The organism is Rhizobium grahamii (assembly GCF_009498215.1).
Lineage (GTDB): Bacteria > Pseudomonadota > Alphaproteobacteria > Rhizobiales > Rhizobiaceae > Rhizobium > Rhizobium grahamii_A.
Map to the genome: position 1 here is coordinate 466,912 of NZ_CP043498.1, position 24,335 is coordinate 491,246.

21 protein-coding genes and 3 pseudogenes are annotated in these 24,335 nt (G+C 61.8%); 15 read left to right on the forward strand and 9 right to left on the reverse strand.

The window, feature by feature from the left end; all coding sequences use genetic code 11:
• Positions 1-17 precede the first annotated feature (17 nt).
• Positions 18-1,666 (reverse strand): annotated as a pseudogene (gene betA / locus FZ934_RS02335) (choline dehydrogenase).
• Positions 1,667-1,770: 104 nt separating this feature from the next.
• Here betA and FZ934_RS02340 point away from each other — a divergent pair.
• A complete protein-coding gene (locus tag FZ934_RS02340) occupies positions 1,771-1,968 on the forward strand; it encodes a type II toxin-antitoxin system RelE family toxin (protein WP_246737826.1) in 198 nt (65 codons plus the stop codon).
• Positions 1,969-1,971: 3 nt separating this feature from the next.
• Positions 1,972-2,319: a helix-turn-helix domain-containing protein gene (locus FZ934_RS02345; protein WP_153269750.1), complete on the forward strand. Its 348-nt coding sequence runs from the start codon at positions 1,972-1,974 to the stop codon at positions 2,317-2,319.
• Between the two features lie 10 nt (positions 2,320-2,329).
• On the opposite strand, the gene betB is transcribed toward FZ934_RS02345, so the two are convergent.
• On the reverse strand, positions 2,330-3,799 hold the full coding sequence (gene betB / locus FZ934_RS02350) for a betaine-aldehyde dehydrogenase (RefSeq protein ID WP_153269751.1): 1,470 nt from the start codon (positions 3,797-3,799) through the stop codon (positions 2,330-2,332).
• Positions 3,796-4,395 (reverse strand): transcriptional regulator BetI, encoded by a 600-nt coding sequence (gene betI, locus FZ934_RS02355; protein WP_153269752.1) that lies wholly within the window; start codon positions 4,393-4,395, stop codon positions 3,796-3,798. Before betI ends, betB begins: the two co-directional genes overlap by 4 nt.
• A 139-nt stretch (positions 4,396-4,534) precedes the next feature.
• On the opposite strand from betI, the gene FZ934_RS02360 reads away from it, so the two are divergent.
• The 4 genes from FZ934_RS02360 to FZ934_RS02375 all read left to right on the forward strand — a co-directional run bounded on the left by FZ934_RS02360 (position 4,535) and on the right by FZ934_RS02375 (position 8,506).
• Positions 4,535-5,083, forward strand: a complete 549-nt coding sequence (locus tag FZ934_RS02360) for an HdeD family acid-resistance protein (protein WP_153269753.1) — start codon at positions 4,535-4,537, stop codon at positions 5,081-5,083.
• 186 nt (positions 5,084-5,269) lie between these two features.
• Positions 5,270-5,500, forward strand: a complete 231-nt coding sequence (locus FZ934_RS02365) for a ribbon-helix-helix domain-containing protein (RefSeq protein ID WP_153269754.1) — start codon at positions 5,270-5,272, stop codon at positions 5,498-5,500.
• A gap of 127 nt (positions 5,501-5,627) precedes the next feature.
• A complete protein-coding gene (locus tag FZ934_RS02370) occupies positions 5,628-7,433 on the forward strand; it encodes a GGDEF domain-containing protein (RefSeq protein ID WP_153269755.1) in 1,806 nt (601 codons plus the stop codon).
• A gap of 77 nt (positions 7,434-7,510) precedes the next feature.
• The gene (locus FZ934_RS02375; RefSeq protein ID WP_153269756.1) at positions 7,511-8,506 is read left to right on the forward strand and encodes an NAD(P)H-quinone oxidoreductase; all 996 of its coding nucleotides are present in this window, start codon (positions 7,511-7,513) and stop codon (positions 8,504-8,506) included.
• A 15-nt stretch (positions 8,507-8,521) separates the two neighbouring features.
• Here the strand turns inward: FZ934_RS02375 and FZ934_RS02380 are convergent, their stop codons facing one another.
• A complete protein-coding gene (locus FZ934_RS02380; protein WP_153269757.1) occupies positions 8,522-9,955 on the reverse strand; it encodes an MFS transporter in 1,434 nt (477 codons plus the stop codon).
• A gap of 109 nt (positions 9,956-10,064) precedes the next feature.
• Between FZ934_RS02380 and FZ934_RS02385 the strand changes: the two genes are divergently transcribed.
• Positions 10,065-10,685, forward strand: coding sequence for a helix-turn-helix transcriptional regulator (locus FZ934_RS02385; RefSeq protein ID WP_113365240.1), 621 nt, complete (start codon positions 10,065-10,067; stop codon positions 10,683-10,685).
• Here the strand turns inward: FZ934_RS02385 and FZ934_RS02390 are convergent.
• Positions 10,682-11,895 (reverse strand): annotated as a pseudogene (locus FZ934_RS02390) (MFS transporter). The gene FZ934_RS02385 and the pseudogene FZ934_RS02390 sit on opposite strands and share 4 nt — an antisense overlap.
• Before the next feature lie 203 nt (positions 11,896-12,098).
• Between FZ934_RS02390 and FZ934_RS02395 the strand changes: the two are divergent.
• Positions 12,099-13,106, forward strand: a complete 1,008-nt coding sequence (locus FZ934_RS02395; protein ID WP_153269758.1) for an asparaginase — start codon at positions 12,099-12,101, stop codon at positions 13,104-13,106.
• A 140-nt stretch (positions 13,107-13,246) separates the two neighbouring features.
• Positions 13,247-13,996: a hypothetical protein gene (locus tag FZ934_RS02400; RefSeq protein ID WP_153269759.1), complete on the forward strand. Its 750-nt coding sequence runs from the start codon at positions 13,247-13,249 to the stop codon at positions 13,994-13,996.
• Here FZ934_RS02400 and FZ934_RS02405 read toward each other — a convergent pair.
• A complete protein-coding gene (locus FZ934_RS02405) occupies positions 13,971-14,726 on the reverse strand; it encodes a DeoR/GlpR family DNA-binding transcription regulator (RefSeq protein WP_153269760.1) in 756 nt (251 codons plus the stop codon). The two genes, FZ934_RS02400 and FZ934_RS02405, sit on opposite strands and share 26 nt — an antisense overlap.
• A 120-nt stretch (positions 14,727-14,846) precedes the next feature.
• On the opposite strand from FZ934_RS02405, the gene FZ934_RS02410 reads away from it, so the two are divergent.
• The 3 genes from FZ934_RS02410 (at position 14,847) to FZ934_RS02420 (ending at position 16,848) form a co-directional block, all read left to right on the forward strand.
• Complete coding sequence (locus FZ934_RS02410) at positions 14,847-15,212, forward strand: DUF4406 domain-containing protein (RefSeq protein ID WP_153269761.1); 366 nt, start codon at positions 14,847-14,849, stop codon at positions 15,210-15,212.
• A gap of 124 nt (positions 15,213-15,336) precedes the next feature.
• Positions 15,337-15,954, forward strand: a complete 618-nt coding sequence (locus FZ934_RS02415; protein ID WP_153269762.1) for a glutathione S-transferase family protein — start codon at positions 15,337-15,339, stop codon at positions 15,952-15,954.
• A 75-nt stretch (positions 15,955-16,029) separates the two neighbouring features.
• A complete protein-coding gene (locus FZ934_RS02420; RefSeq protein WP_153269763.1) occupies positions 16,030-16,848 on the forward strand; it encodes an alpha/beta fold hydrolase in 819 nt (272 codons plus the stop codon).
• Positions 16,849-16,909: 61 nt separating this feature from the next.
• On the opposite strand, the gene FZ934_RS02425 is transcribed toward FZ934_RS02420, so the two are convergent.
• Positions 16,910-17,260 (reverse strand): MmcQ/YjbR family DNA-binding protein, encoded by a 351-nt coding sequence (locus FZ934_RS02425; RefSeq protein WP_153269764.1) that lies wholly within the window; start codon positions 17,258-17,260, stop codon positions 16,910-16,912.
• Positions 17,261-17,617: 357 nt separating this feature from the next.
• Here FZ934_RS02425 and FZ934_RS02430 point away from each other — a divergent pair, with 357 nt between their 5' ends.
• Positions 17,618-18,514 carry a LysR substrate-binding domain-containing protein gene (locus FZ934_RS02430; RefSeq protein WP_153269765.1) on the forward strand — a complete coding sequence of 299 codons (897 nt, stop codon included), beginning with the start codon at positions 17,618-17,620 and terminating at the stop codon, positions 18,512-18,514.
• On the opposite strand, the gene FZ934_RS02435 is transcribed toward FZ934_RS02430, so the two are convergent.
• Both FZ934_RS02435 and FZ934_RS02440 read right to left on the reverse strand, forming a co-directional pair.
• Positions 18,515-19,174 carry a glutathione S-transferase family protein gene (locus FZ934_RS02435; RefSeq protein WP_153269766.1) on the reverse strand — a complete coding sequence of 220 codons (660 nt, stop codon included), beginning with the start codon at positions 19,172-19,174 and terminating at the stop codon, positions 18,515-18,517.
• A gap of 99 nt (positions 19,175-19,273) precedes the next feature.
• On the reverse strand, positions 19,274-20,650 hold the full coding sequence (locus FZ934_RS02440; protein ID WP_153269767.1) for a TIGR03808 family TAT-translocated repetitive protein: 1,377 nt from the start codon (positions 20,648-20,650) through the stop codon (positions 19,274-19,276).
• Between the two features lie 225 nt (positions 20,651-20,875).
• Between FZ934_RS02440 and FZ934_RS02445 the strand changes: the two are divergent.
• Together FZ934_RS02445 and FZ934_RS02450 are read left to right on the forward strand one after the other, a co-directional pair.
• A pseudogene (locus FZ934_RS02445) lies at positions 20,876-23,169 on the forward strand (EAL domain-containing protein).
• Positions 23,170-23,237: 68 nt separating this feature from the next.
• Positions 23,238-24,248, forward strand: a complete 1,011-nt coding sequence (locus tag FZ934_RS02450; RefSeq protein ID WP_153269768.1) for a ligase-associated DNA damage response exonuclease — start codon at positions 23,238-23,240, stop codon at positions 24,246-24,248.
• The last annotated feature ends 87 nt before the right edge of the window (positions 24,249-24,335 follow it).

Genomic DNA, 24,335 nt, shown 5'->3' on the forward strand with positions numbered 1-24,335 from the left:
GACACCCGCGATCGCGCTTACCGATCGCTCACAGCCCAACGCGGGTTGATCCACGGCTCCTGGTTGGAACGCGGCAGCGGCTGCTTGCCGAGGATATGGTCCGCCGCCTTCTCTCCCGTCATGATCGACGGGCCGTTCAGGTTGCCGTAGGTCACATGCGGGAAGATCGAGCTATCGGCGACGCGAAGCCCGTCGACGCCGATGACGCGCGTTTCGGGATCGACCACGGCCATCGGATCGGTCTTCGCGCCCATCTTGCAGGTGCCGCAGGGGTGGTAGGCGCTTTCGAGGTGCTCGCGCAGGAACGCATCGATCTGCTCGTCGGTCTGCACCTGCTCGCCCGGCTGGATCTCCGGGCCGCGATACTGGTCGAAAGCCTGCTGGCCGAAGATTTCGCGGGTGAGACGCACGCAGTGACGGAATTTCTCCCAGTCCTCCGGATGGCTCATGTAGTTGAAGCGAATGACGGGATCGGCCTTCGGGTCGGAGGAGCCAAGCGTGACGTTGCCGCGCGACTTCGACAGGTTGTAGCCAACATGCACCTGGAAGCCGTGGCTCTTGGCAGCCGCCTTACCGTCATAGCTGATCGCGACCGGCAGGAAGTGATACTGGATATCGGGCTGCTTGACGCCCGGCGCCGAACGCAGGAAGGCGCAAGCCTCGAACTGGTTGGATGTACCGAGTCCCGACTTGGTGAACATCCACTGCGCGCCGGCGACCCCCTGCCAGAACCACGGCAGCCAGGAATAAAGCGAAACCGGCTTGGTGCTGACCTGCTGGAAGTAGAATTCCATGTGGTCTTGCAGGTTTGCGCCGACCCCTGGCCGGTTCGCCTTAACCTCGATACCCATGTCCTGCAGATGTGCGCCCGGGCCGATCCCCGACAGCATCAGGAGTTTAGGCGAATTGAACGACGAGGCCGAGACGATCACTTCGCGGTTCGCCGTGACGACCTCGATCTTGCCGCCGCGCTCGATCTCGACGCCAACAGCCCGGCCGTTCTCGATCACCACTTTCTGCGCGTGGCCGTAGACGACCTCGACGTTCGGGCGTTTCAGCGCCGGCTTCAGATAGGCTGAGGCCGCCGACCAGCGGCGCCCGCCGAAAATCGTCTGCTCCATCAGCCCGAAGCCTTCCTGCTTCGAACCGTTATAGTCCTCGGTCGCCTCGAAACCCGCCTGCTTGCCGGCCTCGATGAAGGCGTGAAACAGCGGGTTGCGGAAGACGCCGCGCTGGACATGCAGCGGTCCATCCTTGCCGCGCCAGCCTTCCTCGCCGCCGTGGCTGTGCTCCATCCGCTTGAAGTAGGGCAGAACGTCGGCATAGGCCCAGCCCTGCGCGCCGAGTTCCTCCCAGCGGTTATAGTCCTCGGCGTGGCCGCGCACATAGACCATGCCGTTGATCGAGGAGGAGCCGCCGATCACCTTGCCGCGCGGCGCGGTGATGCGCCGGTTGTTGAGGCTTGGCTCGGGCTCCGAGAGGTAGCCCAGTTGTAGCGCTTCATGCTCATCGGCCAGGCAAGGGCCGCCGGCATCTGGATGAACGGCCCGAAATCCGAACCGCCCGCCTCGATGACCATGACGGTATTCCTGCCGTCTTCCGAGAGCCGGTAGGCAAGGGCCGAACCGGCCGAGCCGGAGCCGATAATGACGAAGTCTGCCTGCATCACGCGCAACTTTCGAACAGATTGATATTGATATAGCTATTGGCTATATTTGTGGAATGAGGGCCGTTTCCTACACCAAAGCTGCATCTAAGAGCCTTAGCCGGATGCAGCCGAAGCGTCAGGCGGCAATCAGGGCCAAGGTCGACGCATTCGCGCGTGGCGAAGCTGTGGATCTCAAACGATTGACCGGTAGCTCGCTTGTTCGAATCCGGGTGGACGATGACAGGGTCATAATCGATGAGCAGACCGGACTTGTCCTGGTCATCAAGGTCGGGCCACGCGGCGGGATCTACAAGGAGTAAATCATGGGTTCCTTCGAAAAGACGGTCATCGGCGGCAAGCCGTTCGTTCTCGTTCCCGAGGAAGAGTTCGAAGACATGCTCGACATCATCGATGCCAACCGTATCATGGCGCGTGTCGCGGCCGGCGAAGAGACCTTTCCGGCCGAGCTGGTTTACGAATTGCTCGAAACCGACAGTCGCATCCGGACCTATCGAATTTATCGCAAGATGACGGCGACCGAACTCGCTGAAGCAGTGGGTATCTCGCAACCCTATCTCTCCGATATCGAGAACGGCAAAAAGAGCGGTTCGGTCGATGTGCTGAAACGCATCGCGGTCGCTCTCCGTGTCGATCTTGATGATATCGCCTAGATCGGTCATCTCAATAAGGCGCCTGCACCGGCCCCATGCCGACATAAACCGTCTTCAGCTCCGAATAGTGCTCCAGTGCGGCCAGCGAATTCTCGCGTCCGAAGCCTGACTGTTTGGAGCCGCCGAACGGGATTTCGACAGGGCAGAGATTGTAGGTGTTGATCCACAGCGTCCCGGCCTCGAGCTGGTCGACGACCCGATGGGCGCGCGTCAGGTCTGCGGTAAACACGCCGGCGGAGAGGCCGAATTCCGTTGCATTGCCGCGGGCAATGACCTCGGCCTCGTCGTCGAAATCGAGCACGCACATAACAGGCCCGAAGATCTCCTCGCGGGCAATCGTCATCTCGTCGGTAACGTCGGCAAAAACCGTCGGCTGCACGTAATAGCCTTCGCCGGAGACATTGTTCGGGATGCCGCCGCCGGTCACGAGTGTCGCACCCTCGGCCTTGCCCTTCGCGATGTAGGAGAGAACCTTGTCGCGCTGCGCAAAGGACACCATCGGCCCGAGCTGTGTTGCCTCATCCATCGGATCGCCGATCAGGATGGCTTCGGTGCGGACCTTCAGCCGCTTCAGGAACTCAGCCTTGATCTTCCGCTGTACGAAGACGCGGGTGCCGTTCGAGCAGACCTGTCCGGTCGAATAGAAATTGCCGAGCATGGCGCCGCCGACGGCGCTGTCGATATCGGCATCGTCGAAAACGATCAGCGGCGACTTGCCGCCGAGCTCCATGGTGACGTGCTTGAGGCTGCCGGCAGCCGCTGCCGCGACCTTGCGGCCTGTCGGAACCGAGCCCGTCAGCGACACCTTGGCGACGTCAGGGTGATTGACCAGCAGCGGCCCGGTCTCGCGGTCGCCCTGGATGACGTTGTAAAGCCCCTTCGGCAGGCCCGCCTCATGAAGGATCTCGGCAATGGCAAGCGCGCCGAGCGGCGTGTTTTCCGATGGCTTGAAGACCATTGCATTACCCGCGGCAAGCGCCGGCGCACCCTTCCAGCAGGCGATCTGCTGCGGATAGTTCCAGGCGCCGATGCCGACGCAGACGCCGAGCGGCACGCGCTTGGTGTAGGCGAAATCGCCGCCGAGCGGGATGTAGGAACCGTTGAGGCCAGCAGCGATCACACCGCCGAAGAACTCGAAGCTGTCGGCACCCGAAGTCGGATCGGCAACAATCGTTTCCTGGATCGGCTTACCGGTATCTAGGGTCTCGAGTTCGGAGAGTTCGCGATTGCGCTCACGAATGAGGTCGGCCGCCCGCTTCAGGATGCGGCCGCGCGCCGTCGGGCTCATCGCTGCCCATTCCGGCTGGGCGCGCTTGGCCGATGCGATCGCCTTTTCGACGATGGCGGGCGTTGCCGCGTGCAGACGGGCGATGACCTCGCCGGTCGCCGGATAGACGCTTTCGATGACGCTGCCGGCGTCATCCTCGACGTATTCGCCGTCGATGAAATGGGAGGCTTTCGGCTGGGCTCTGAGGGTCACTGGATCTGTCCTTTCGCAAGGGCGGCAAGCTGTGAATGGATGTAATCTTCGGTCAGCGAGATCGATGCCTCGATGCTGACAGGCGCTGACCGCAGACTTTGGCGGATATAAAGCCCGTCGATCATCGCAGCCGCGCCCTCGGCAATGCGTTCCGCGGCATCGCTCGCGCAGAGCGCCTTCAGGTTGGCAACGAGGTTCGACCGCAGACGACGGGCATAGATGACGAGGAAGCGCCGGGTTTCCTCCGAGCGCTGCGCCTCGGCGTAGAAGGCGAGCCAGGCGGCAATCGTTGCCGGAGCGAACTGGTCGGCCTGGAAGCTGACACGGATCACGGCGGAGATCTTAGCACGCGGCGTATCCACCGCCTTTAGCGCTGTCACGGCGTCGTCGCGCAGCTGCTTTAGAAGGGAGCGGATCGTCTCGATCAGCAGCTGTTCCTTGCTGCCGAAGTAATGATGCGCCAGCGCCGGCGATACGCCGGCCTGCCGGGCGATTTCGGACATGGTGACGGTCAGCGAGCCGTGATCGCCGATCACGCGCAGAGCGGCATCGACGAGCGCCTTGCGGCGAACCGGCTCCATTCCGACCTTGGGCATCGCGTCACTCCATGAAGATGGCGCAAGCATAATTTTGATTGACTGATCAATCAATAAAAATCTGAGTGCCCACCAAAAGGGCTAACCTCTTCCAATTTCGTGCTTTTGGAGCATATCCTTATCAACCGGGAGGTGTGCCATGACGGATATTTCTGATCGACTGAGCTTTTCGTCTCTGCAATCGAAATGGGGCTGGTTCGTTGCGCTGGGGGTGCTGCTGATCGTCTGCGGCTTCATCGCGGCAGGAAACATCGTCTTCGCGACGGTTGCATCGGTCTACTATGTCGGAATGCTGATGCTGATCGGCGGCGTTGTCTATCTGGTGCATGCGTTTCAGGTTCGAACCTGGGAGCAGGTGCTGTTCTGGGCGCTGAGCGGCGTGCTCTACGTGCTCGCCGGCGTTTTCGCCTTCATGAATCCGCTGTTGGCCTCGGCCGCGCTGACGCTATTCCTGGCGATTGCGCTGTTGATCGCCGGTGTCTTCCGCACCTGGGTCGGCTGGCGCATGCGGCCGCTCAAGGGCTGGGGCTGGGTGCTTCTCAGCGGCATCATCACGGCGCTCGCCGGTGTGGTGATCTACATCGGTTGGCCGGTGAACAGCCTCTGGATCCTTGGCCTTTTCCTCGCCTGTGACCTGCTCATTCAGGGCTGGTCGATGCTGGCTTTCGGCCTTTCGATCCGCCGCTGAGTTATGCCCGTAATTCACAAGGCATTCATCACGGACTGTTTCTTTTTTGACAGGAATGTGAGGAATGTCTAAAATTAGAGATGCAAAGGCGGCTGCGGTCAGGCGGTATCCGGCGGTCTTTGCCTGACAAAAATCGGTCCATCCCCGAAAGGACACGATTGTCCCACGAGGAAAGGGAGGAATGTCATGCCTATGGTCACTGTATCGATTTCCCCGCTCCAGGCGGCAGACATCCGGCAGGCTGTTGACGACGGCAGCTATGCTTCCAGCAGCGAAGTGGTCCGTGAAGCGCTTCGCCTGTGGGACACCGCCCGAAAGATGGGCGCCCCGATAGAAGGCTGCGATGGTGCCGTTGCAAACGGCCGGTGTGTCGCCGACATGTTTGCCGATCATGAGGCTGAGCGGCGTTCTGCCTGAACGCCTTCAGGCTTTCCTCGGGTCCTGTATCCGAGCTTTCACAAAAGTTTCACATTGGGGAAAGTCTTCGTTGACGCTTCTCCACCATGGTCCCTGCGAAAAACAATAAGTAACAGTGGAGATCGGCATGTCTTTGGCTGCCGCCGTGGAACCGGCCCTCGTTCGTCGCTTTGCGAGCGACCAGATAGTTACCCTGGCTAAACTTGTCATCGAAAACGCGTTCCAGCCGATCGTGGAGGCCGGGACCGGCATCGCGTTCGGCTACGAGTCGCTGATGCGGGGCCAGGATCGTCTCGGTTTTTCGTCGCCGATCGAGATACTGGACGAGGCCTTCAAGGCCGACCAGCTGTTGCAGCTCGAGCAGATGGTTGCGAGCCGCGCATTGGCAAAGTTCGCGACCCTGCCGAATTTCGCCAATGCGACGCTGTTCCTCAATCTGGATGTCCGCCTGATCCCGCACGGTGAGCGGCTTGCGGAAAGTCTCCTGCAGCACCTGAAACTTGCCAATATCCCGCCGTCGTCGATCTGCTTCGAGTTCTCCGAGCGTTTCGACAACACCAGCGTTCCGGAATTCGCGGCGCTGGTGTCGCTGCTGCGCAAGCGCGGCTTCAAGCTCGCGATCGATGACTTCGGTGTCGGCCACGGCGAAATGAAGCTGCTGTGCGACCACCCGGTCGACTATCTCAAGATCGATCGCTTCTTCGTCGCCGATATCGACAGCAATCCACGCAAGCGCCATTTGCTGAAGAACATCGTCCACATCGCCCACGTCCTCGGCACGCGCGTCATCGCGGAGGGGATCGAGACCGAGGCCGAATTCATTGCCTGCCGCGAATATGGCGTCGATCTGGTGCAGGGATGGTTCATATCCCGTCCGACCACGCATCTGACCGAGTTGCAGCCGTCGTTTCCCTATCTGCAGGATCTCGGCAAGACCAAGCGCAACACGCAGTCGCTCGACGAGATCCTCATCCGCAAGCAGATCGAAGTCCTGCCGACGGTCTATGAGAACGACGCGATCGACAGCGTCTTCGAGCTTTTCCGCCGCAATCCGCAGCAGGCCTATTTTCCGGTGCTCAACGCCAACGGCGAGCCGCGCGGCATCCTGCATGAGCGGCACCTGAAGGAATACATCTACCAGCCCTTCGGTCGCGACCTCTTGAAGAACAAGGTCTACGAGCGGACGATTTCCCACTTCGTGGAAATGGCCCCGATCGTCGGCCTGGACTGCGACGCCGAACAGCTGATGGCGATCTTCGCCAACATGGAAGGCAGCAACTGCCTCCTGCTGACCGAAAACATGCGCTACGCCGGTGTCGTCTCGGCCGCGTCGCTGATCAAGGTCATGAACGAGAAGAAGCTGAAGACCGCGCAGGACCAGAACCCGCTGACCGGTCTTCCCGGCAACCACGCAATCCGCGATTTCATGCGGGAGGCGAGCCGCGACGGGGATGGCACGCGCCACTTCTGCTATTGCGACTTCGACAATTTCAAGCCGTTCAACGATGCCTATGGCTTCCATCTGGGCGACCACGCGATCTCCCTGTTTGCGGCGCTGATGCGTCGCTACTTCTTTGCCGAGCGGCACTTCCTGGGGCACGTCGGTGGCGACGATTTCTTCATCGGCGTCTGCGGCTGGACCAAGGAAGAACTCACCGAGATTCTCGATCGGCTGATCAGCGATTTTCACGACGACGTGCTCGACCTCTACTCGGATGCGGATCGGGTTGCGGGGCGCATCCGCGGCCATGACCGAGCCGGCGTCGAGGCGCTGTTTCCGTTGATGCGCTGCTCCATCGGCGTGCTGGAACTGCCCGAAGGCCTCGTGATCGATGACATTAACCGCGTCAGCGCGGCGATTGCCCATATCAAGGCGGAGGCCAAGGAAAGCGCCGAGGGTCTGGTCTTTCATCTTCTGGGCGAGGCGAATTGACGCCTCCACCGTTTCCCTCCTTCTCAATTCCGGATGGGTGAACTATGTCGGGAATGTCGGAATGAGGAGACCGGATCATGTCCTTGCCCACGCAGATGCGCTTTGTCGATTTGCCGAGCTTCGGTGCTCCCGAAGTGATGCGGATCGCGGTCGGGCCTCTCCCGGTGCCCGGCGAGGGGCAGATCCTGGTTCGCACCGAGGCTATCGGCGTCAACCGCCCGGATGTTGCCCAGCGCCAGGGCACCTATCCGCCGCCGCGTGACGCGAGCCCTATCCTTGGTCTTGAGGCCGCAGGCGAGGTCGTCGCCGTCGGACCGGGCGTTTCCGATTTCAGCATTGGCGACAAGGTTTGCGGCCTCGCCAACGGCGGTGCCTATGCCGAGTATTGCCTGCTCCCCGTCGGCCAGGCCTTGCGCTTCCCGAAGGGCTATGACGCCGTCAAGGCAGCGGCTCTCCCGGAGAATTATTTCACCGTCTGGGCCAACATGTTCCAGATGGCGGGACTGACTGAAGGCGAGACCGTGCTCGTGCACGGCGGTTCGAGCGGCATCGGCACGACGGCCATTCAGCTTGCCCGTGCCTTCGGAGCCAAGGTCTATGCAACGGCCGGGTCGCAGGACAAGTGCGACGCCTGCGTGAAGCTCGGCGCTATCAGGGCAATCAACTACAAGACCGAGGATTTCGCTGATGTCATCAAGGCCGAGACCGGGCAGGGCGTCGACATCATCCTCGACATGATCGGTGCCGCCTATTTCGAAAAGAACCTGGCGTCGCTCGCCAGGGATGGATGCCTGTCGATCATTGCCTTCCTGGGCGGAGCCGTTGCCGACAAGGTCAATCTCGCGCCGATCATGGTCAAGCGCCTGACGGTCACCGGATCGACGCTGCGGCCCCGGACGGTCGAGGAGAAGCGCGCCATCCGCGACGATCTCCTCGCCAACGTCTGGCCGCTTCTCGACGAGGGAAAGGTCACGCCCGTTATCGATGCCGTCTTCCCGTTCGAAGAGGTGGCCGAAGCGCATCGGCGGATGGAAACGAGCGGCCACATCGGCAAGATCATGCTGCGTCTGTGACCGCTCGCACGTCGCTTACCGAACCTGCCGAGGCGGGGGCGACGAGAGTGTCAGGGAAGCCGCGACGGCGATGAGCCCTGGAAGCGCCATCAGCACGTAGAGCCAATGGGCGGCGGAAACCGTGCCGGCGATGCCGCCGGGTTGAACGAGGCCGGCGCTGTTGACGATCACGCCTGACAGGGCCGCGCCAAAGGCGCTGCCGAGCGACTGGACCGTCGAGATCGCGGCGGAAGCCTTGTCCTGCTCGGCGTTCTCGACGAGTTTCAGGACCTTGGCGACGAGATGCGCCCAGCCGAGGCCGACGCCGAAGCCCATCATGAACATGCCGATGACGGCAGGCACGAGAACGGTAAGCGCGCTCGCCTGATTGTCCGCAGCAAGGAAGATCGCAAGCGACGCCGTCGTCACGGCCTCGATGATGCACCCGACGACGATCGCAACGCCCGCAGCCCTGCCGGAAAGCGTACCGCTGAAGAAGGCCGCGAGAGTCCACCCCAGCGCCACGAGCGCCGTCAGGTACCCGGACATTAGCGGCGTCACGCCATGCAGGGCCTGCAGGAAATAGGGAATGTAGATGTCGCTCGTCAGCACGACGAGAAGCGTGAACATGGTGAGGTAGACCCGCGCGACGGGCTTTGCCAGCGTCACGGCGCCCGATGGCAGCAGACGGTTGTCGCTTCGCCGCTCGATAACAAGCATGCCGACCACGGCGACGACGGCGGCGGCGATCAGCACGGCCTTTGTTGCCGTCGCTTCGATCGTTCCGGCAAAGCTGACGAGAAGCACACCCGCCAGCAGCATGACGATCTGCAGGATCGGTGTCTTGCCGTGGGCGCGGTCATCGTCGGCACGCGGCAGCAGCCGTGGTGCAAGCGCTGCCATCAGCGCGCCGAGCGGCACCAGCAGCAGGAAGGCATGCCGCCATGCACTGCCAGACGAAAACACGCCGCCGAGAGTTGGGCCAAAGAGCGTGGAAACGCCCCAGATTGCTGCGTAGAGCGTGGAGGCCTTGCGCCAAAGCGGCTCGGGATAGGCGAAGCGGATGAACGCATAGGCAAGCCCGGCGAGCGTGCCTGCGCCGAAACCCTGTACCGCGCGTCCGATCAGGACGATCGGCATCGAGCCGGCGACCGCGCAGATCAGGCTGCCGAGACCGAAGATCAGCGCGCCGGCGGCATAAACGGTACGCAGCCCCGTGCCACGCGGCCGCATGGCCACGAAGATCGAGCCGAGGACGGCTGCGGCGACATAGAGCGTCGTAACCCACGCCAGCAGGTTCAACCCGCCGATATCACGCACGATCGAGGGCGAGATGGTGGCGGTGATGTAGGTTTCGACGGCGTAGAGCGTGACGCCACCGCCGAGCATCAGCGTAGCAGGCAGCAGGGGCTTGGAAAACAAATGAAATACGGAGGGTTTGTCCGCGGAAATCTGGTCGAGACCGGTCATTGCATGCGCCTTTTGGGTATTTCCTCGTGGGATTATTATTTTTGCAAGTTATGGCTTGGAAAAAATACATGGCTCGGCTATTAATGCAAGCGTTGGCTTGGAAAAATAAATGCGTCAGTCGCCTGTGAACCGAATTCTCCTCCTGCTCAAGACCGATGGTCCGCAACTGGCCGTCGATGTCGGCGACGCCCTCGGCATCTCGTCGGAGGCCGCACGCCAGCAGTTGACGAAGATGGCGGAGGACGGCCTTGTCGAGCCCGTGACCGAGCCCTCCGCGGGCAGGGGGCGACCCCGCCAGCTGTGGCATCTGACATCCCAAGGCCATCAGGCCTTTCCCGACCGGCATGCGGAGTTGACGACGAGCCTGCTGTCGATGCTGGTCAACGAACTTGGGCAACCCGCGCTCGATGCCGTGATCGCCGCCCGTGAAAGCGAGACGTTGAAACGCTATCAGAGCGAAATGGCGGGCCACGATCTCGCGGGCAGGGTGCGCCAGCTCGTTTCGATCCGGACATCCGAAGGTTACATGGCCGATAGCTGGGAAGAGGCCGACGGCTCATTGATCCTGGTCGAGAATCATTGTCCGATCTGTGCTGCGGCCAGCGCCTGCGCCGGTTTTTGCCGCTCGGAACTCGAAACCTTCAGGGCCGTTCTCGGCGCGAAGGTCGAGCGTGAACAGCATATTCTGGCGGGCGCACGCCGTTGCGCCTATCGGATCAGCCCGCTCTAGGCGGGTTGCCCGGCCGGCTGCCGGCCGCGCTCGATGAAGAGCAGCAGGCAGACCGAGGCGATGCCGATCCCCGCCGAAACCAGTGCCGTGCCGGAGTAATCGGTGAACGCGGTGCCTGCCGCGAAGATGGACGCGCTCACGCCATTGGCGATGAAGGTGTTGACTGAGATCAGCGAACTGCCGAGGCCGGGGCGATCGGCGATCAGATCCTGCATGTAGGTGATCGGAACGCTCAGGATCGCCGCCGCGCCGCAGGCATTGATGAGCACGAGCGAATAGATCTGCCACGGCGCCCAGACGAAGCCGAGCAGCGTCAGATACAGGCAATAGATCGCCGCCCCAGCGGCGAGCACGTGAACGCTGCGAAACCGCCGTTGCAATCCGCCCCACATCATCATGAACGGCATTTCCAGAAAGGCGACGAGCCCGGCCATGAAGCCGACATCGACCACCGTTCCGCCCGCTGCATGGGTGATGACGAGCGGCGAGACCACGCTGTTCACGCGCTGCAACCCCAGCAGCAGTGCCATCATGCCGACCCGCACCGCGACATGGGGCGAAAACACCCTGCCGAGCGACGAGAAGAAGCCGATATGCTGCGTCGCTGGCGCCTCGCGCTTTGGAGCCGGCCTGGCAAGAAACAGGTACAGGCAGAAGCAGGTAAGGCTTGCTATGCCCGCAATGCCATAAGCCGGCATCATCGATTGCGAGTGCATCAGATAAAGGCCGATCAGCCCCGGCGCCAGCGCCCACGAGCCGGAAAACAAGGCTCGCACGGTAGAGGTGATAGCGGCGGCTCTTCCACGGTCCATCGTGTTCGTGGTTGCGCGGATGCTGGCAAACAGGATCGAATATGTCGAGTTGCTGATCGGGATGAACACCAGCATGGCGATCATGAACACCGCTGTCGTGCGAAACTCGTAGATCATTCCGAAGCCGAGCATGCCGCTGACGGAAAGTGCCAGAACCAGCGGCCGGCGATCGCTCAGCTTGTCCGACCAGATGCCGAGCGTCAGGCTGGTGGCGACGTTGACCAGCGCCGCAAGAAAGATCAATCCAGAATAGGAGCGGTCCGACATGCGAGTTCGTTGATGCCGATGATCGACTGATACGGCATCGTGGAGGCATAGGTGAAGGCCAGCGCGATCAGCGTCAGCGTTGGAATGCGAATACGGACGTCGCGGACGATGGAAGAAAAGGCAGATGGCATGGCGTGGTTCCCGATGCCCAAGCTTTAGACCGATGCGGCCAGCTTGCCCAACCAGAGTTTTTGATAGGGCACGTCAAATGCTGTGATGAATGGTCGCCCCAGCCCGTGCCGGTGGCGCGTGGCGGCGATTATCGAAATGCGGTTTGCATTGTCGGTGCGATTGGCTATGCCTGAGCTCCGTCCAATCAATCCGGATTCTTCCCATGACCAATCCCGTTACCGTCGAAGTCACCCGTGGCGCTCTCGTCGAGAGCCGGCATCGCGGCGCGATCGTTGCCGTCGATGGTGATGGAAAGGTGGTTTTTTCCGTTGGCGATATCGACGCGGGCGTCTTTCCGCGTTCCGCCTGCAAGGCCATGCAGGCGCTGCCGCTGGTCGAAAGCGGCGCCGCGGATGCCTACGGCTTCGGCAACAAGGAGCTGGCGCTTGCCTGCTCCTCGCACAACGGCGAGGACGAGCATGTCGCGCTCGCCGCATCGATGTTGACGAAAGCCGGGCGCAGCGTGGAGACGCTTGAGTGCGGCGCGCACTGGTCCTCAAGCCAGCGCGTGCTGATCCACCAGGCCCGAACCATGGAAAAGCCGACGGCCCTTCACAACAACTGCTCGGGCAAGCACGCCGGCTTCATCTGCGCCTGCTGCCATCAGGATATCGATCCGACAGGCTATGTCGGCTACGATCATCCTCTGCAGAAGGAAATCCGCGGTACGATGGAAAGCCTGACCGGCGCCACGCTCGGCCACGACAACTGCGGCACGGATGGCTGCTCCATACCGACCTACGCAGCGCCGCTGCGCGGCCTCGCCCATGGCTTCGCGAAGATGGCGACCGGAACCGGCCTCGATCCGGTACGCGCCAAGGCATCGCGCCGGCTGATCGAGGCCTGCATGGCCGAACCCTTCTACGTCGCCGGTACCGACCGCGCCTGCACGGCGTTGATGCAGGCAGCTCCCGGGCGCATCTTCGCCAAGACCGGTGCCGAGGGCGTGTTCTGCGCGGCGGTGCCGGAGCAGGGGATCGCCATTGCGATCAAGTGCGATGACGGACACTCGCGCGCCGCCGAGGCCATGGTTGCCGCCACCCTCAGCCGCTTCTTCGATAAGGACAGCGCGATTCGCAACGCGCTGACGGCCATGGCCACCGTTTCCATGCACAATTGGAACGGCATTCACGTCGGCGATGTTCGCGCGGTGGCTGCGCTCACACAGTAAGCCGTGTCGGAACGGTACAGGGACGCGATCCGGAATAGAAATAACTAATATATGTGAAACTAAAGCCTGCAAGAACGGATGCGGTTCGGCATGGTTCGGCTACTCTTGGCGAAGTACATCGAACGCCATGAGGGCAGGATATGTTTGCAGGCCGCTATCTTTGGTGGATGCTGATCGCAATGGCGATCTTCCTGTTCTTTGCGATGTGCTTTGATTACGTCACATGGGCAACGGTTGCGACTTCGGGCTGTGCGCGTGTCGCCGGCACCTGCGGGCCGATCATTCTGACCATGACCGGCTCGATGAAGCCGGCGGGCGTTTATCTTGCCGGCGGTATCATGCTGGCCGTCACCTTCGTCCGCATCCGCTACATCGGCATGAGTTGGCTCTGGTCGGCCTTCGTCCTGATCCTCTTCATCGCCTCGGCGCCGTTCCCGTTGCTGCTCGCCAATGCCTGGACCGGCCAGCTCAAGCCCGAGACGGTATTGAGCAATCTGCCGCTCTCCTTCCTCTGCCTCGTCGTTCTCAGCACCTATATCGGCTGGTCCTTCGAGGAGAGCACGGTGAAGCCGCTCGGCAACAACCGCATCCGGAGCTTCGTCATCAAGCTCGCAGCCGCCTATGGCGCCTTGATCGTGTTTGCCGAGACGCCGGCCTTCGCCGCGTTTCCCGCACGCCTGCTCGGCATGCAGTCGCTATCGGCTGCCGTGGCCGCCCTGCAGCCCAAACTCTATGATGCCCTTACCTTCGGCGCCGGCAACGATGCCCTGGGTTACGTGGCACTTGCCGTCGTCGCAGTCGGGCTTGCAACGACCTTGCTGCCGGTTGGTATCCTCCGCATACCGGCGTGGCTTTCGCACCCTTTCATGCTTCCAGGATCGCGACGTTGATCTGGCGATAGGGTTGCAGCTGTGTGCTGTCCGTTTCGGCCGGAACGATCAGCCCTGAGACCTCGCCGACAGGCAGGATCGGGAAGGGCGAAGCGCGGTCCAGTTTCTCCTCAGTGACGAGCACGTAGGTTTCCGCCGAGCGCGAGGCGATATGCCGCTTGATGGCTGCTTCCTCGAAGTCTCCGGTGCTCAGCCCGTGCGTCGGATGCGCTGCCGTCACGCCGAGGAAGAAGATATCCGGCCGAAGCAGCGAGATCGCCGCCATGGCGACCGCGCCCGTTGCCACCATGGAATGCTTGTAGATCCGGCCGCCGATCAGGATGACCTCGGCGGTCGGATGATGCTCCAGTTCAGCCGCGATCGTCGGGCTGTGCGTCGCCACCGTGAACGGAATATCGCGCGGCAGACAGCGAACGATCTCCGCGTTCGTCGTCCCGCCGTCAAGAAAGATCGTTTGCCCCGCCTTGACGAGCGACGCCGCCTTGGCGCCAAGCCGACGCTTGATATCGAGGGCGATCTCCTTGCGGACCGAAAAGTCAGGCAGGTCGGGCGTCAGCGGGAGCGCCCCGCCATGAACCCGCTTCAGCAACCCGTCCGCCGCCATTTCCCTGAGATCGCGCCTGATGGTGTCTTCCGACAGCGAAAAGCGCTCCGCGGCGGCCTTTGCGACGACCTGTCCCTCTCGACTGAGAATGTCGAGGATCAGCGCCTTGCGTTGTGATGTCAGCATATGGCCTCACGAAATTGAACGAATTATCACGATAATGCACGAAATGATTCGACTATCAATGAAAATCGTGCATTTTCGTGTGGTCCCGTGCATGAAGCCGGGAGTAAAGGAGTTTTGAAAATGTTGATTTTGATCGCAGGTCCTTATCGCTCGGGTACGGGCGACGACCCCGCCAAGATGGCGGCCAACCTGAAGCGTCTCGAGGAGCCGTCGCACGCCCTTTTCCAGGCCGGCCATGTCCCGATGATTGGCGAATGGGTCGCCTTGCCGATCTGGCACGCCGCCGGCGGCAAGACGGTGGGCGATGATCTCTATGAGGAGATCTTCCACCCGGTCGCCGGTCGTCTGTTGCAGCTCTGCGAAGGTGTGCTGCGGCTGGAGGGCGTCTCCAAGGGCGCCGACAACGACGTCCGTATAGCCCGCGAGCGCGGCATTCCGGTCTGGTACAGGCTTGAGGATGTGCCCGGCTGCGCCAGGGCTGCATGATGGAAGACGGGGACCGTTTGCGCGATCCCCCCGGGGCCGCTCATGCGGTCCCGCTCTCCTCGATGTCGGACATATTCGTTTGAAGTTTGTCGCGCTATAAGGTGGGCGTCGAAGGGAGACGATCATGCTGACATTGTATTTCGCACCACGGACCTGCGCGCTCGCAAGCCTCATCGCACTGGAAGAGTCCGGGCTGCTGTTCACGACGAAGAAACTGAATTTTGCCGAGGGGGAGCAACGCTCTCCCGATTATCTGGCGATCAATCCCAAGGGCAGGGTTCCCGCGCTGGTGACGGAGCGCGGCGTCATCACCGAGACGCCGGCAATCCTCGCCTACATCGCGCAGATCGCGCCCGCCGCGCAACTGGCGCCGCTCGATCCGTTCGAGTTCGCCCGCATGCAGGCTTTCAACAATTACCTGTGCTCGACCGTGCATGTAAACCACGCACATGGCCGTCGCGGCAGCCGCTGGGCTGACGACACCGCTGCGCAGGAAGCGATGAAGGCTAAGGTGCCGCAAACCATGGCTGAGGCCTTCGAGGTCATCGATCATAAGATGCTGGAAGGCCCGTGGGTGATGGGCGAATATTACTCCGTCGCCGATCCCTATCTCTTCGTCATGACCGGCTGGCTCCGCCCCGACGGCGTCGATCCGATCCACTTCAAGAAGTCGACGGCGCACTATGCGCAGATGATAGAGCGGCCGGCGGTACAGCGGGCGCTCGAGCGCGAGCAGGCCTAAGAGTTCTCGCTGGAATGCCGCCCCAGTGAGCTATGACGTCTGTCGCGGCTAAAATAAGGGAAGAGGTACTGAACAATGTCTACGATCAAAACCAAAGACGGCGTGAACATCTTCTACAAGGACTGGGGATCCGGTCAGCCGATCGTTTTCAGCCACGGTTGGCCGCTGACAGCGGACGACTGGGATGCCCAGATGATGTACTTCCTCCATCAGGGATATCGGGTGATCGCCCACGACCGCCGCGGCCATGGCCGTTCCGACCAGCCCGGCACTGGCAACGACATGGACCACTGGGTTGCTGACCTCGCAGCCCTGACGGAATACCTCGACCTGCGCGACGCGATCCATATCGGGCACTCGACCGGTGGCGGTGAGGTGGCTCGCTATGTCGCTCGTCACCAGGACCGTGTCGCGAAGGCGGTGCTGGTCGCTTCATTGACCCCGAACATGTACCGGAGCGAGGAAAACCCGGCCGGCCAACCGCCGGAATGGTTCGAAGCTATCCGGGCAGGCGTGCTGGGTAACCGGTCGGAGTTCTTCCGTTTCGTTCCCGAGAATCCGTTCTACGGCTACAACCTCGATGGCGCCAAGCCTTCCGAGGCGGTCATCGCGAACTGGTGGCGCCAAGGCATGACCGGCGGTGCTCTCGCCCACTACGCGACGGTCGCCTCTTGGCTCGAGGATTATACCGAAGACCTGAAGAAGATCACCGTACCGGTGTTGGTTATGCATGGCGAGGCCGATCAAGTGGTCCCATTCGCAAGTTCGGTGCCGCGTGCGGTCAAGCTGCTCAAGAACGGATCGCTGAAGACCTATCCGGGCTACCCCCATGGCATGCTGACCACACATGCGGATGTCCTCAATCCTGATCTGCTCGCGTTCATCAAATCTTGACGACATCGCTCGCCCATCATCGCTTTCGCAAACTGTGGAGGGTTCGAGGGCGGTAGAATGTTCACCCGCGAAAGCGCGCCGCAATCTTTTTCGCGCGAAACCGCCAGGCGCCAATCAACCGTTCCTTCAGTTCCGTGTCGCTGATCGCGCCGGCCCGCAGCGGCAGGTGCGGCCAGCCGACGTAATGATCGGTCTGATAGTAGATATCGGGCGCCATCTCGATCAGCCGTTCCTTGTCGTCGATGGGGATCGAAATGACGATGGTCTCGTTGTTCTTGACCGCGACGAAGGATTTCCCTCCGACCTTCAGTGCCGGGTTTCCGTAGGAGGTGCTTTCCTCGACGTCGGGGAGTTCGGCTTCCGCCGCGAGGCGCTTGAGACGCGCAAAAATCATATCGACGCTGTCAGTCATGGCCCTGCCCGACGATGAGATTTGGGCAGACTAACAGATTTCGCTCGCTCATGCGCACTTTGCGAGCGGCAGCGGTTTTCTCGCGGGGGTCCGCTGTTGCGCACCGAGCGGCAGGTCCGCCAGCGCAGTCGGCGACATCCGCGCCAGATCGGGGTGGTAGAGAGGGTCCCGATCGCTATCGGCGCCGTATGGCGGCTCTATCGTTTCGACGCTCAAGAAAAACTTCAGTATTTGCATGGCGTACCTCGCTTCCCTCCGGATCGACAAATGGATCATCTGACCGGAATGGCTGAATTATCGAGGTAGAAGGCATGCGTTTCAATTGAGATTACCGGTTGTCCGGTATAGAAAAGCTATATGCGAAACCTGAACTCGGTTCATCTCAATGGATTGCGCGCGCTGGAAGCGGTGGGCCGGCTCGGTTCCCTGCAGGCGGCTGCCGAAGAACTCGGCGTCTCGATCGGCGCGGTCAGCCAGCAGGTCATCAAGGCCGAAGCGCAGCTCGACCACGTGATCTTCGAGCGCACCTCGAAAGGCATGGTGGCGACGGAGGCCGGGACGCGCCTGCTGGCGGGCCTCACCGAAGGCTTCAATGCGCTGTCGCAGGCGGTCGCGACCACTCAGCGCCACGACGACAGTATTCTGACGGTCTCCGTAGCGCCGGTCTTCGCCGCGCGCTGGCTGGTCTATCGGCTCGATCGCTTTGCCGAGCGGCATCCCGAAATCAGCCTGCGGATGGACGCAACCACCAGGCTCGTCAATCCGGCGCTCTGCGATGTCGATGTCGGTATCCGTGTCGGCAACGGGCAATGGCCGGATGTGAAAGCGGAACTGCTGCTGCATCAGGAGGTCTTTCCCGTCTGCTCGCCAGCGGTCGCCGCCCGATTGCGCGAACCCGCCGACATCCTGCAGCTTCCCGCCGTGATCGACGGTCGCGCCATGTTCACCTGGGAGGTCTGGATGCGCGAGGCCGGGCTGTCAGGCGCAACGCTCGAGACGCGCCATGTCTTCAACGACGCGTCCCTGTGCCTCGATGCGGCAATTGCAGGGCAGGGCGTCATGCTCGCCTGGCAGACGCTTGCTGGTTTTGCCCTGCAGCAGGCGCAGCTGGTCGCGCCTTTCGGCATTCGCGCCAAAACCGGCTTCGGCCACTATTTCGTAACGGCCGAAGGCTCGCGCGAACCAAAGAAGGTGAAGGATTTCAAGGCCTGGATCCGCGAGGAAATGGCCGGCACCCTCAAGCTCTTTCCCTGATCAGGTCGGTTCCTGCGACCGTGTTGCCTGCATGGCGATATAGGCCGGTCGCGACTGGCAACGCTTGATCCAGGCACTGATGTTGGGATGTGCGTCGAAGAGAGCCTGTTCCGTCTGCGCGTAGCGCAGCACCTCGGCGATGTTGAGGTCGACAGCCGTAAAGCGGTTGCCGACGACATATTCGTTCTCAGCCAGATGCTTCTCCAGGGTCGCGAACGCCTTCTTCAGGGACCGGACGGCAACGCTGATCGTCGCCTTGCCTTCGTCGGTGTCCTGCTTCTCGTTGTCGTAGGTCAGAACGATCTTCACCGTATGCGGCTCGACCTCGGTTGCTGCCCACACCGTCCACATCGTCATCAAACCGTCTTCCTCGACTGTTTGGCCGGAAAGAGGCCCGCCATGCTTGCGCGCGAGGTAAAGCGGGATCGCAAGCGACTCGTTCATCACGAGGTCGCCGTCCTTGATGCTGGGGATCAGCCCCATCGGATTGATCGCGAGAAATTCGGGCGACAGCGTATTGATGGGCGCATCGGCGGCAAGCGGATTGGCGAGGCGTCGAGCCTGGATGACCCGCACGGACTGGAATTCCAGCCCCAGTTCCCCGGCCATCCAGTAGACGCGCGAAGCGCGCGAGCGGTAAACCCCGTAGATCGTCAGCATGTCGATGTCCCCTGTTGTTCGGTTGCCGCAACCTAGGAGCTGAAAGCCACTGGCGGAAGCCGTCGGGTCTTATGAACCGATGAAAGCTTTTGATGCGTTTCAGGAGATGCGGTTACGCTCGATCGTCAACTGCGGATAGGAGGAGGAGCCGGCGGTCGCCAGTTCGCCCGATGCCTTCTTGTCCCATTCGAAACCGAGCACGGCGCCGTCAGGCGTTTCCTGGAACACGTTGTCGGTGATAACGGCGGTTCCGGCACCTTGCGCTACCGACACAGCACAGCCGATCGGCGCCTTGCGGATGATGTTGCCCGTCACGACGAGGTTGCGCAGATAGGGACCCCAACCGAGCTGCATGCCCCATCTTGGTGCACCTTCGATGATGTTTCCGGAGATGAGCGTATCGGCCTCGGCGGCAATGCCGATTCCGAAGCCGACATCCGGCTTGTACGGTCCCTTGGTAGTCAGGTTGCGCACGACGTTGCCCGTCACGCTCGCCAACCTGCCGCCCTTGTCGAAGTTGGCGATCGAGATGCCGTTGGCCGCACCATCGACGATGTTGTTGGAGACGACCGCGCCCTCGAACTCGAACTCGACATAGATAGCGGTTTCACCCGAGCGCTGGCACTGATTGCCGGTGATCTGGATGTCTGACGCCGAGTTGGCGCGGATCGCTGTGAAGGCGCAGTCGGAGATATGGTTGTTCGCCACCATGACGTTGTCGGCGCGGAAGATGTTGATGCCGTTGCCGTTCTGGCCGGTGCCGCCGTCATTGGCCTTGATCCGGTAGATGCGGTTGCCGGTGATGATGCTGTTGTCGGCGCCCTTCTTCCAGCGGTGCACGAGAATGCCCCCATTGCCGCAGTCGAAGACCTCGTTGCCGGCAAGCGAGAGCCCGTCGGATTCGACGGCGTAGATGCCGGACTGGCCGGCACCCGAGATGCGGCTGCGCTCGATCCGTCCGCCGCATCGTTCGAGCTGAACGCCGTGCTTGCGGCTGCCGCCGATCTCGCAATTGTCGATCATCACCTCGTCGACGCCGGTGAACTGCAAAAGCGCGCCGGCATAGTCGCCAAGCCATCGGTTCTGCCCGTCGATGACGATGTTCGACAACTCGACGCGCTTGATGTTTTCGGCGCTGAAGAGGTGGCCGTCGCCGTTATAGACGATGCGCGAGGCACCCGGCACGCCGGTGATCCGCGTATTGTCGGGCAGGACGAGGTTCGAAACCCTGTAGGTGCCGGGCGGCAGGAACACGGGAACGTTCTCAGCCGCTGCCTGATCGATCATCTTCTGCAGGCTGACGCTCTTGCGGTCGGCAGCATTGGGCATGGTCTTGTACTGGACCGCGTCGATCGTCCCGCGAAGGTCCTGTTGCATCCCGGCCGCGAATGCCGATGGCGCCGCCAAGGCCACGCCGGAAACGGCGGCAAGACGAAGAAAATCGCGGCGGGAGGTCGACGGCAAAGGTTCTTTCATAAGGTAAACAATGCAGGAAACGTGCCGCAATTCCTGTCTCATCTTGGGGCATCTGCGGCCTGTACCTTCGCAGCTGCCGCAAAACTAGAATCGACGCGGAAATATTGTTTTCTCGTTCACCTTTCCATTTAAGCGCGGCGAAGGAAATCGGGCATATATTTTGCTGCAGTTCAGCTGTGCCCCAGGCTGACACGGCCGCGGCGGCGGTCGTTTCGGAGAGACATCATGAATGAAGCATTTGCCAGCCGGCGCGACATCGATGCCGGAGGTGCCGAAACCAGGCGGATCATTGCGGCGACGGAAGCACTGCTTGCGGCGTCGGCGCGCAACACGCCTGATGGTATCGAAAGTCTCCAGCTGAAGGCGATCATCCACGAGCTGCCGGATTTTTTCTACGTCAAGGACAGGGACAGCCGCTTCGTTTTCGCGAATGCCACGGTCGCGCGCAGCTTCGGGTTCGAGGACGGCGTCCATCTTGCCGGCAAGCGCGACTTCGACTTCGATTTTTTCGATTTCGAGACTGCGCGCAGCTACTTCGAAATGGAACAAGAGATCATGGCGAGCGGCGAAGCCCGTCTCGACATCGAGGAAAATGTCCCGTCCCCGGTCGGCGGTCGCGCGATTTGGCGGTTGACTTCAAAGCTTCCATTACGCAACGAGCGCGGAGCAGTGGTCGGCTTGATTGGTATCTCCCGCGACCTGACGGAGCGCAAGCGGCAGGAGGATCTCCGCCGCGGACAGGCGCACCTGCTGGAGATGATCGCTCGCAACGAGCCGCTGGAGAGCGTCCTGGAAGCCCTGGTGCTGTTGATCGAGGCCGAACTCGACGGCATCTCCGGCTCGATCCTGATGCTCGACCGCGAAGGCCGGCGTCTCTACCACGGCGCCGCGCCGAACCTGCCGGGAGCCTACAGCCGGATGATCGATGGCGTGATCATCGGCCCGAGCGTCGGTTCCTGCGGCACGGCGGCGTGGACGAGCGAGCCAGTCATTGTCGAGGACGTAACTGTCGATCCTTTGTGGACGGATTTTCGCGGCGTGGTGGCGCAGTTCGGCTTTCGCTCCTGCTGGTCGACGCCGATCCTGACGGCGCAGAACAATGTGCTTGGCACATTCGCGCTTTATTCCAATCAGGTGCGGCGTCCGACACCGCGCGAGATCGAGCTGGTTGCGCTGGCAACCCACATTGCCGGCATTGCCATCGAGCGCAAGCGCGGCGATGAACGCATCCATTTCATGGCACATCACGACGATCTGACGGGCCTGCCCAATCGCGCCTTCTTCAAGGAACGGATGGCCAAGACCCTTTACCATGCGCGCAGCAGCGGTCGGAAGGTCACAGTCGCCTATCTCGACCTCGACAATTTCAAGGAGATCAATGACGGCCTCGGCCACGCGGCCGGTGACGACGTCCTGAAGGAAGTCGCCTCGCGCATGGCAAACGGCGTGCGCGCTTCCGATATGGTCGTGCGGCTTGGCGGCGACGAGTTTCTGGTCGTGCTCGTCCATCAATCGAGCCACGATGCCGGCATCATGCGCAGGCTTCGAGATTTGCAGAAGGTCCTGCTGAAGCCGATCCAGATCCAGAACCAGCAGGTCAGCGTTACCTGCAGCATTGGCGTCGCGTCCTTCCCGAGCGATGGTGCGACCGCGGAAGAGCTGCTGGCAAACGCCGACCGGGCCATGTACCGGGCAAAGCAGCTTGGCCGCAACACGCTGCAGCACCATCACGGCGTCTGCGACGCTGAAATCAAGATGCCTATAAGCGAGCAGGAGGAGCTGCGGCAGGCGATCGTCACCGATCAGCTCGTGCTGCATTATCAGCCGCAGGTCGATGTGATGACGCAGCAGGTGACGGGCGTGGAGGCGCTGGTGCGCTGGAACCATCCGTCGCGCGGTCTGGTGCCCCGAACGAGTTCATTCCGATGGCCGAGGACAGCGGCCTGATCATTCCCCTCGGTCTATGGGTGCTGAACGAAGCCTGCCGGCAGGCGCGCAAATGGCAGGACATGGGGCTTCAGCCGCTGCGGGTAGCGGTCAATGTCTCCGCCAAACAGTTCACCGATCCGGATTTCGCGCGTCATGTCGCCGAAGCGACGGAGCGCTTCGATCTCGCACCCCGCTGGATCGAGCTGGAATTGACCGAAAGCGTGCTCATGCAGGACGCCGAGCGGGCGCTGGAGACCATGAACGCCCTGCGTCCCCTCGGCATACGCTTCTCCATCGATGATTTCGGCAGCGGTTATTCGAGCCTCGCATCGCTGAAGACCTTCCCCTTCGACCGGCTCAAGATGGACCGCTCCTTGATCGAGGCGCTGCCGGGAGACAAGACCGCCGTGGCGATCGGCCTTGCCGTCATATCGCTCGCGCAGACCCTCAAGCTGACGGTCGTTGCCGAAGGCGTGGAAACCGACGCACAGCTCGATTTCCTGCGTTTCGCCAAATGCGAGGAGGCGCAAGGCTATCGTTTCTCCAGGCCGCTGACGGCCGATCAGATTCCGGCTTTCCTGCAGAAGTAGAAGAGCGACTTTAAGCCTCGGTGCGATAGAGACTGGCCCGAACGATATTTGCCGCTATCTTTCTGGTCATGCGACCAGATGCCCTGCTTTATCCCACGCCTGATGGACTCTATTGCCCCGAGGGACAGTTTCATGTCGATCCGGTACGGCCGGTCGCCCGTGCTCTCATCACGCACGGTCATTCCGACCACGCACGTGCCGGCCATCGGGCGGTGATGGCGACGCGCCAGACGCTCGACATCATGCGCATACGCTACGGCGAAGGCTTCTGCGAAAGCGAGCAGGCGGTCGGTTTCGGTGAAGAGGTGATGGTCGATGGTGTCAGGGTGAGTTTTCACCCGGCCGGCCATGTACTCGGATCGGCGCAGATCGCCATCGAGAAGGCGGGCACGCGGATCGTCGTCTCCGGCGACTACAAGCGGCGTGCCGACCCGACCTGCGCGGCCTATGTTCCGGTCCCCTGCGATGTCTTCATTACCGAAGCGACCTTTGGCCTGCCGGTCTTCCACCATCCCGATCCTGCGGGCGAAATGGCGAAACTCTATGCGTCTCTGCGCCGTTTCCCGGAGCGCACCCATCTCATCGGCGCCTATGCGCTCGGCAAGGCGCAAAGGGTAATCCGGCTGCTGCGGGACACGGGCTATGACGCGCCGATCTACATTCACGGCGCCATGGAAAGGCTCTGCGCATACTATGTCAGCCAGGGCATCGACCTTGGGGAGCTGCGGCCCGCCACCGTCGAGACCAGCGAAAAGGCGGATTTCAAGGGCGCGATCGTCGTCGGGCCCTCATCGGCCTTCGCCGATCGCTGGGCGCGACGTTTCAACGAGCCGCTGCCGGCCTTCGCCTCGGGCTGGATGATGATCCGCCAGCGCGCCAAGCAGCAGGGCATCGAACTGCCGCTTGTCATTTCCGACCATTGCGACTGGCCCGAATTGACGGAGACGATCACCGACCTTGCGCCGGACGAGGTCTGGGTCACGCACGGTCGCGAGGAGGCGCTTGTCCGCTGGTGCGAACTGCGTGGAGTAAAGGCCAAGCCGCTGCATCTGGTGGGATATGAGGATGAGGCGGAGTGATGGCGGCGCGTGAAAACCCCTCCCCAACCCCTCCCCACAAGGGGGAGGACTAACCCCGGCTCGACGTTCGACTCGCATGGGGCGAGA

Bases quoted from the DNA above. Each gene is read 5' to 3' on its own strand.
- betI (WP_153269752.1), bottom strand. From the start codon at position 4,395: ATGCCCAAGGTCGGAATGGAGCCGGTTCGCCGCAAGGCGCTCGTCGAT.
- FZ934_RS02410 (WP_153269761.1), top strand. From the start codon at position 14,847: ATGTTGATTTTGATCGCAGGTCCTTATCGCTCGGGTACGGGCGACGAC.
- FZ934_RS02365 (WP_153269754.1), top strand. From the start codon at position 5,270: ATGCCTATGGTCACTGTATCGATTTCCCCGCTCCAGGCGGCAGACATC.
- FZ934_RS02425 (WP_153269764.1), bottom strand. From the start codon at position 17,260: ATGACTGACAGCGTCGATATGATTTTTGCGCGTCTCAAGCGCCTCGCG.
- FZ934_RS02340 (WP_246737826.1), top strand. From the start codon at position 1,771: ATGCAGCCGAAGCGTCAGGCGGCAATCAGGGCCAAGGTCGACGCATTC.
- FZ934_RS02450 (WP_153269768.1), top strand. From the start codon at position 23,238: ATGCGACCAGATGCCCTGCTTTATCCCACGCCTGATGGACTCTATTGC.
- FZ934_RS02435 (WP_153269766.1), bottom strand. From the start codon at position 19,174: ATGCTGACGATCTACGGGGTTTACCGCTCGCGCGCTTCGCGCGTCTAC.
- FZ934_RS02440 (WP_153269767.1), bottom strand. From the start codon at position 20,650: ATGAAAGAACCTTTGCCGTCGACCTCCCGCCGCGATTTTCTTCGTCTT.
- FZ934_RS02345 (WP_153269750.1), top strand. From the start codon at position 1,972: ATGGGTTCCTTCGAAAAGACGGTCATCGGCGGCAAGCCGTTCGTTCTC.
- FZ934_RS02395 (WP_153269758.1), top strand. From the start codon at position 12,099: ATGACCAATCCCGTTACCGTCGAAGTCACCCGTGGCGCTCTCGTCGAG.
- FZ934_RS02370 (WP_153269755.1), top strand. From the start codon at position 5,628: ATGTCTTTGGCTGCCGCCGTGGAACCGGCCCTCGTTCGTCGCTTTGCG.
- FZ934_RS02385 (WP_113365240.1), top strand. From the start codon at position 10,065: ATGCGTCAGTCGCCTGTGAACCGAATTCTCCTCCTGCTCAAGACCGAT.
- FZ934_RS02400 (WP_153269759.1), top strand. From the start codon at position 13,247: ATGTTTGCAGGCCGCTATCTTTGGTGGATGCTGATCGCAATGGCGATC.
- FZ934_RS02430 (WP_153269765.1), top strand. From the start codon at position 17,618: ATGCGAAACCTGAACTCGGTTCATCTCAATGGATTGCGCGCGCTGGAA.
- FZ934_RS02360 (WP_153269753.1), top strand. From the start codon at position 4,535: ATGACGGATATTTCTGATCGACTGAGCTTTTCGTCTCTGCAATCGAAA.
- FZ934_RS02420 (WP_153269763.1), top strand. From the start codon at position 16,030: ATGTCTACGATCAAAACCAAAGACGGCGTGAACATCTTCTACAAGGAC.
- FZ934_RS02415 (WP_153269762.1), top strand. From the start codon at position 15,337: ATGCTGACATTGTATTTCGCACCACGGACCTGCGCGCTCGCAAGCCTC.
- FZ934_RS02405 (WP_153269760.1), bottom strand. From the start codon at position 14,726: ATGCTGACATCACAACGCAAGGCGCTGATCCTCGACATTCTCAGTCGA.
- FZ934_RS02375 (WP_153269756.1), top strand. From the start codon at position 7,511: ATGTCCTTGCCCACGCAGATGCGCTTTGTCGATTTGCCGAGCTTCGGT.
- FZ934_RS02380 (WP_153269757.1), bottom strand. From the start codon at position 9,955: ATGACCGGTCTCGACCAGATTTCCGCGGACAAACCCTCCGTATTTCAT.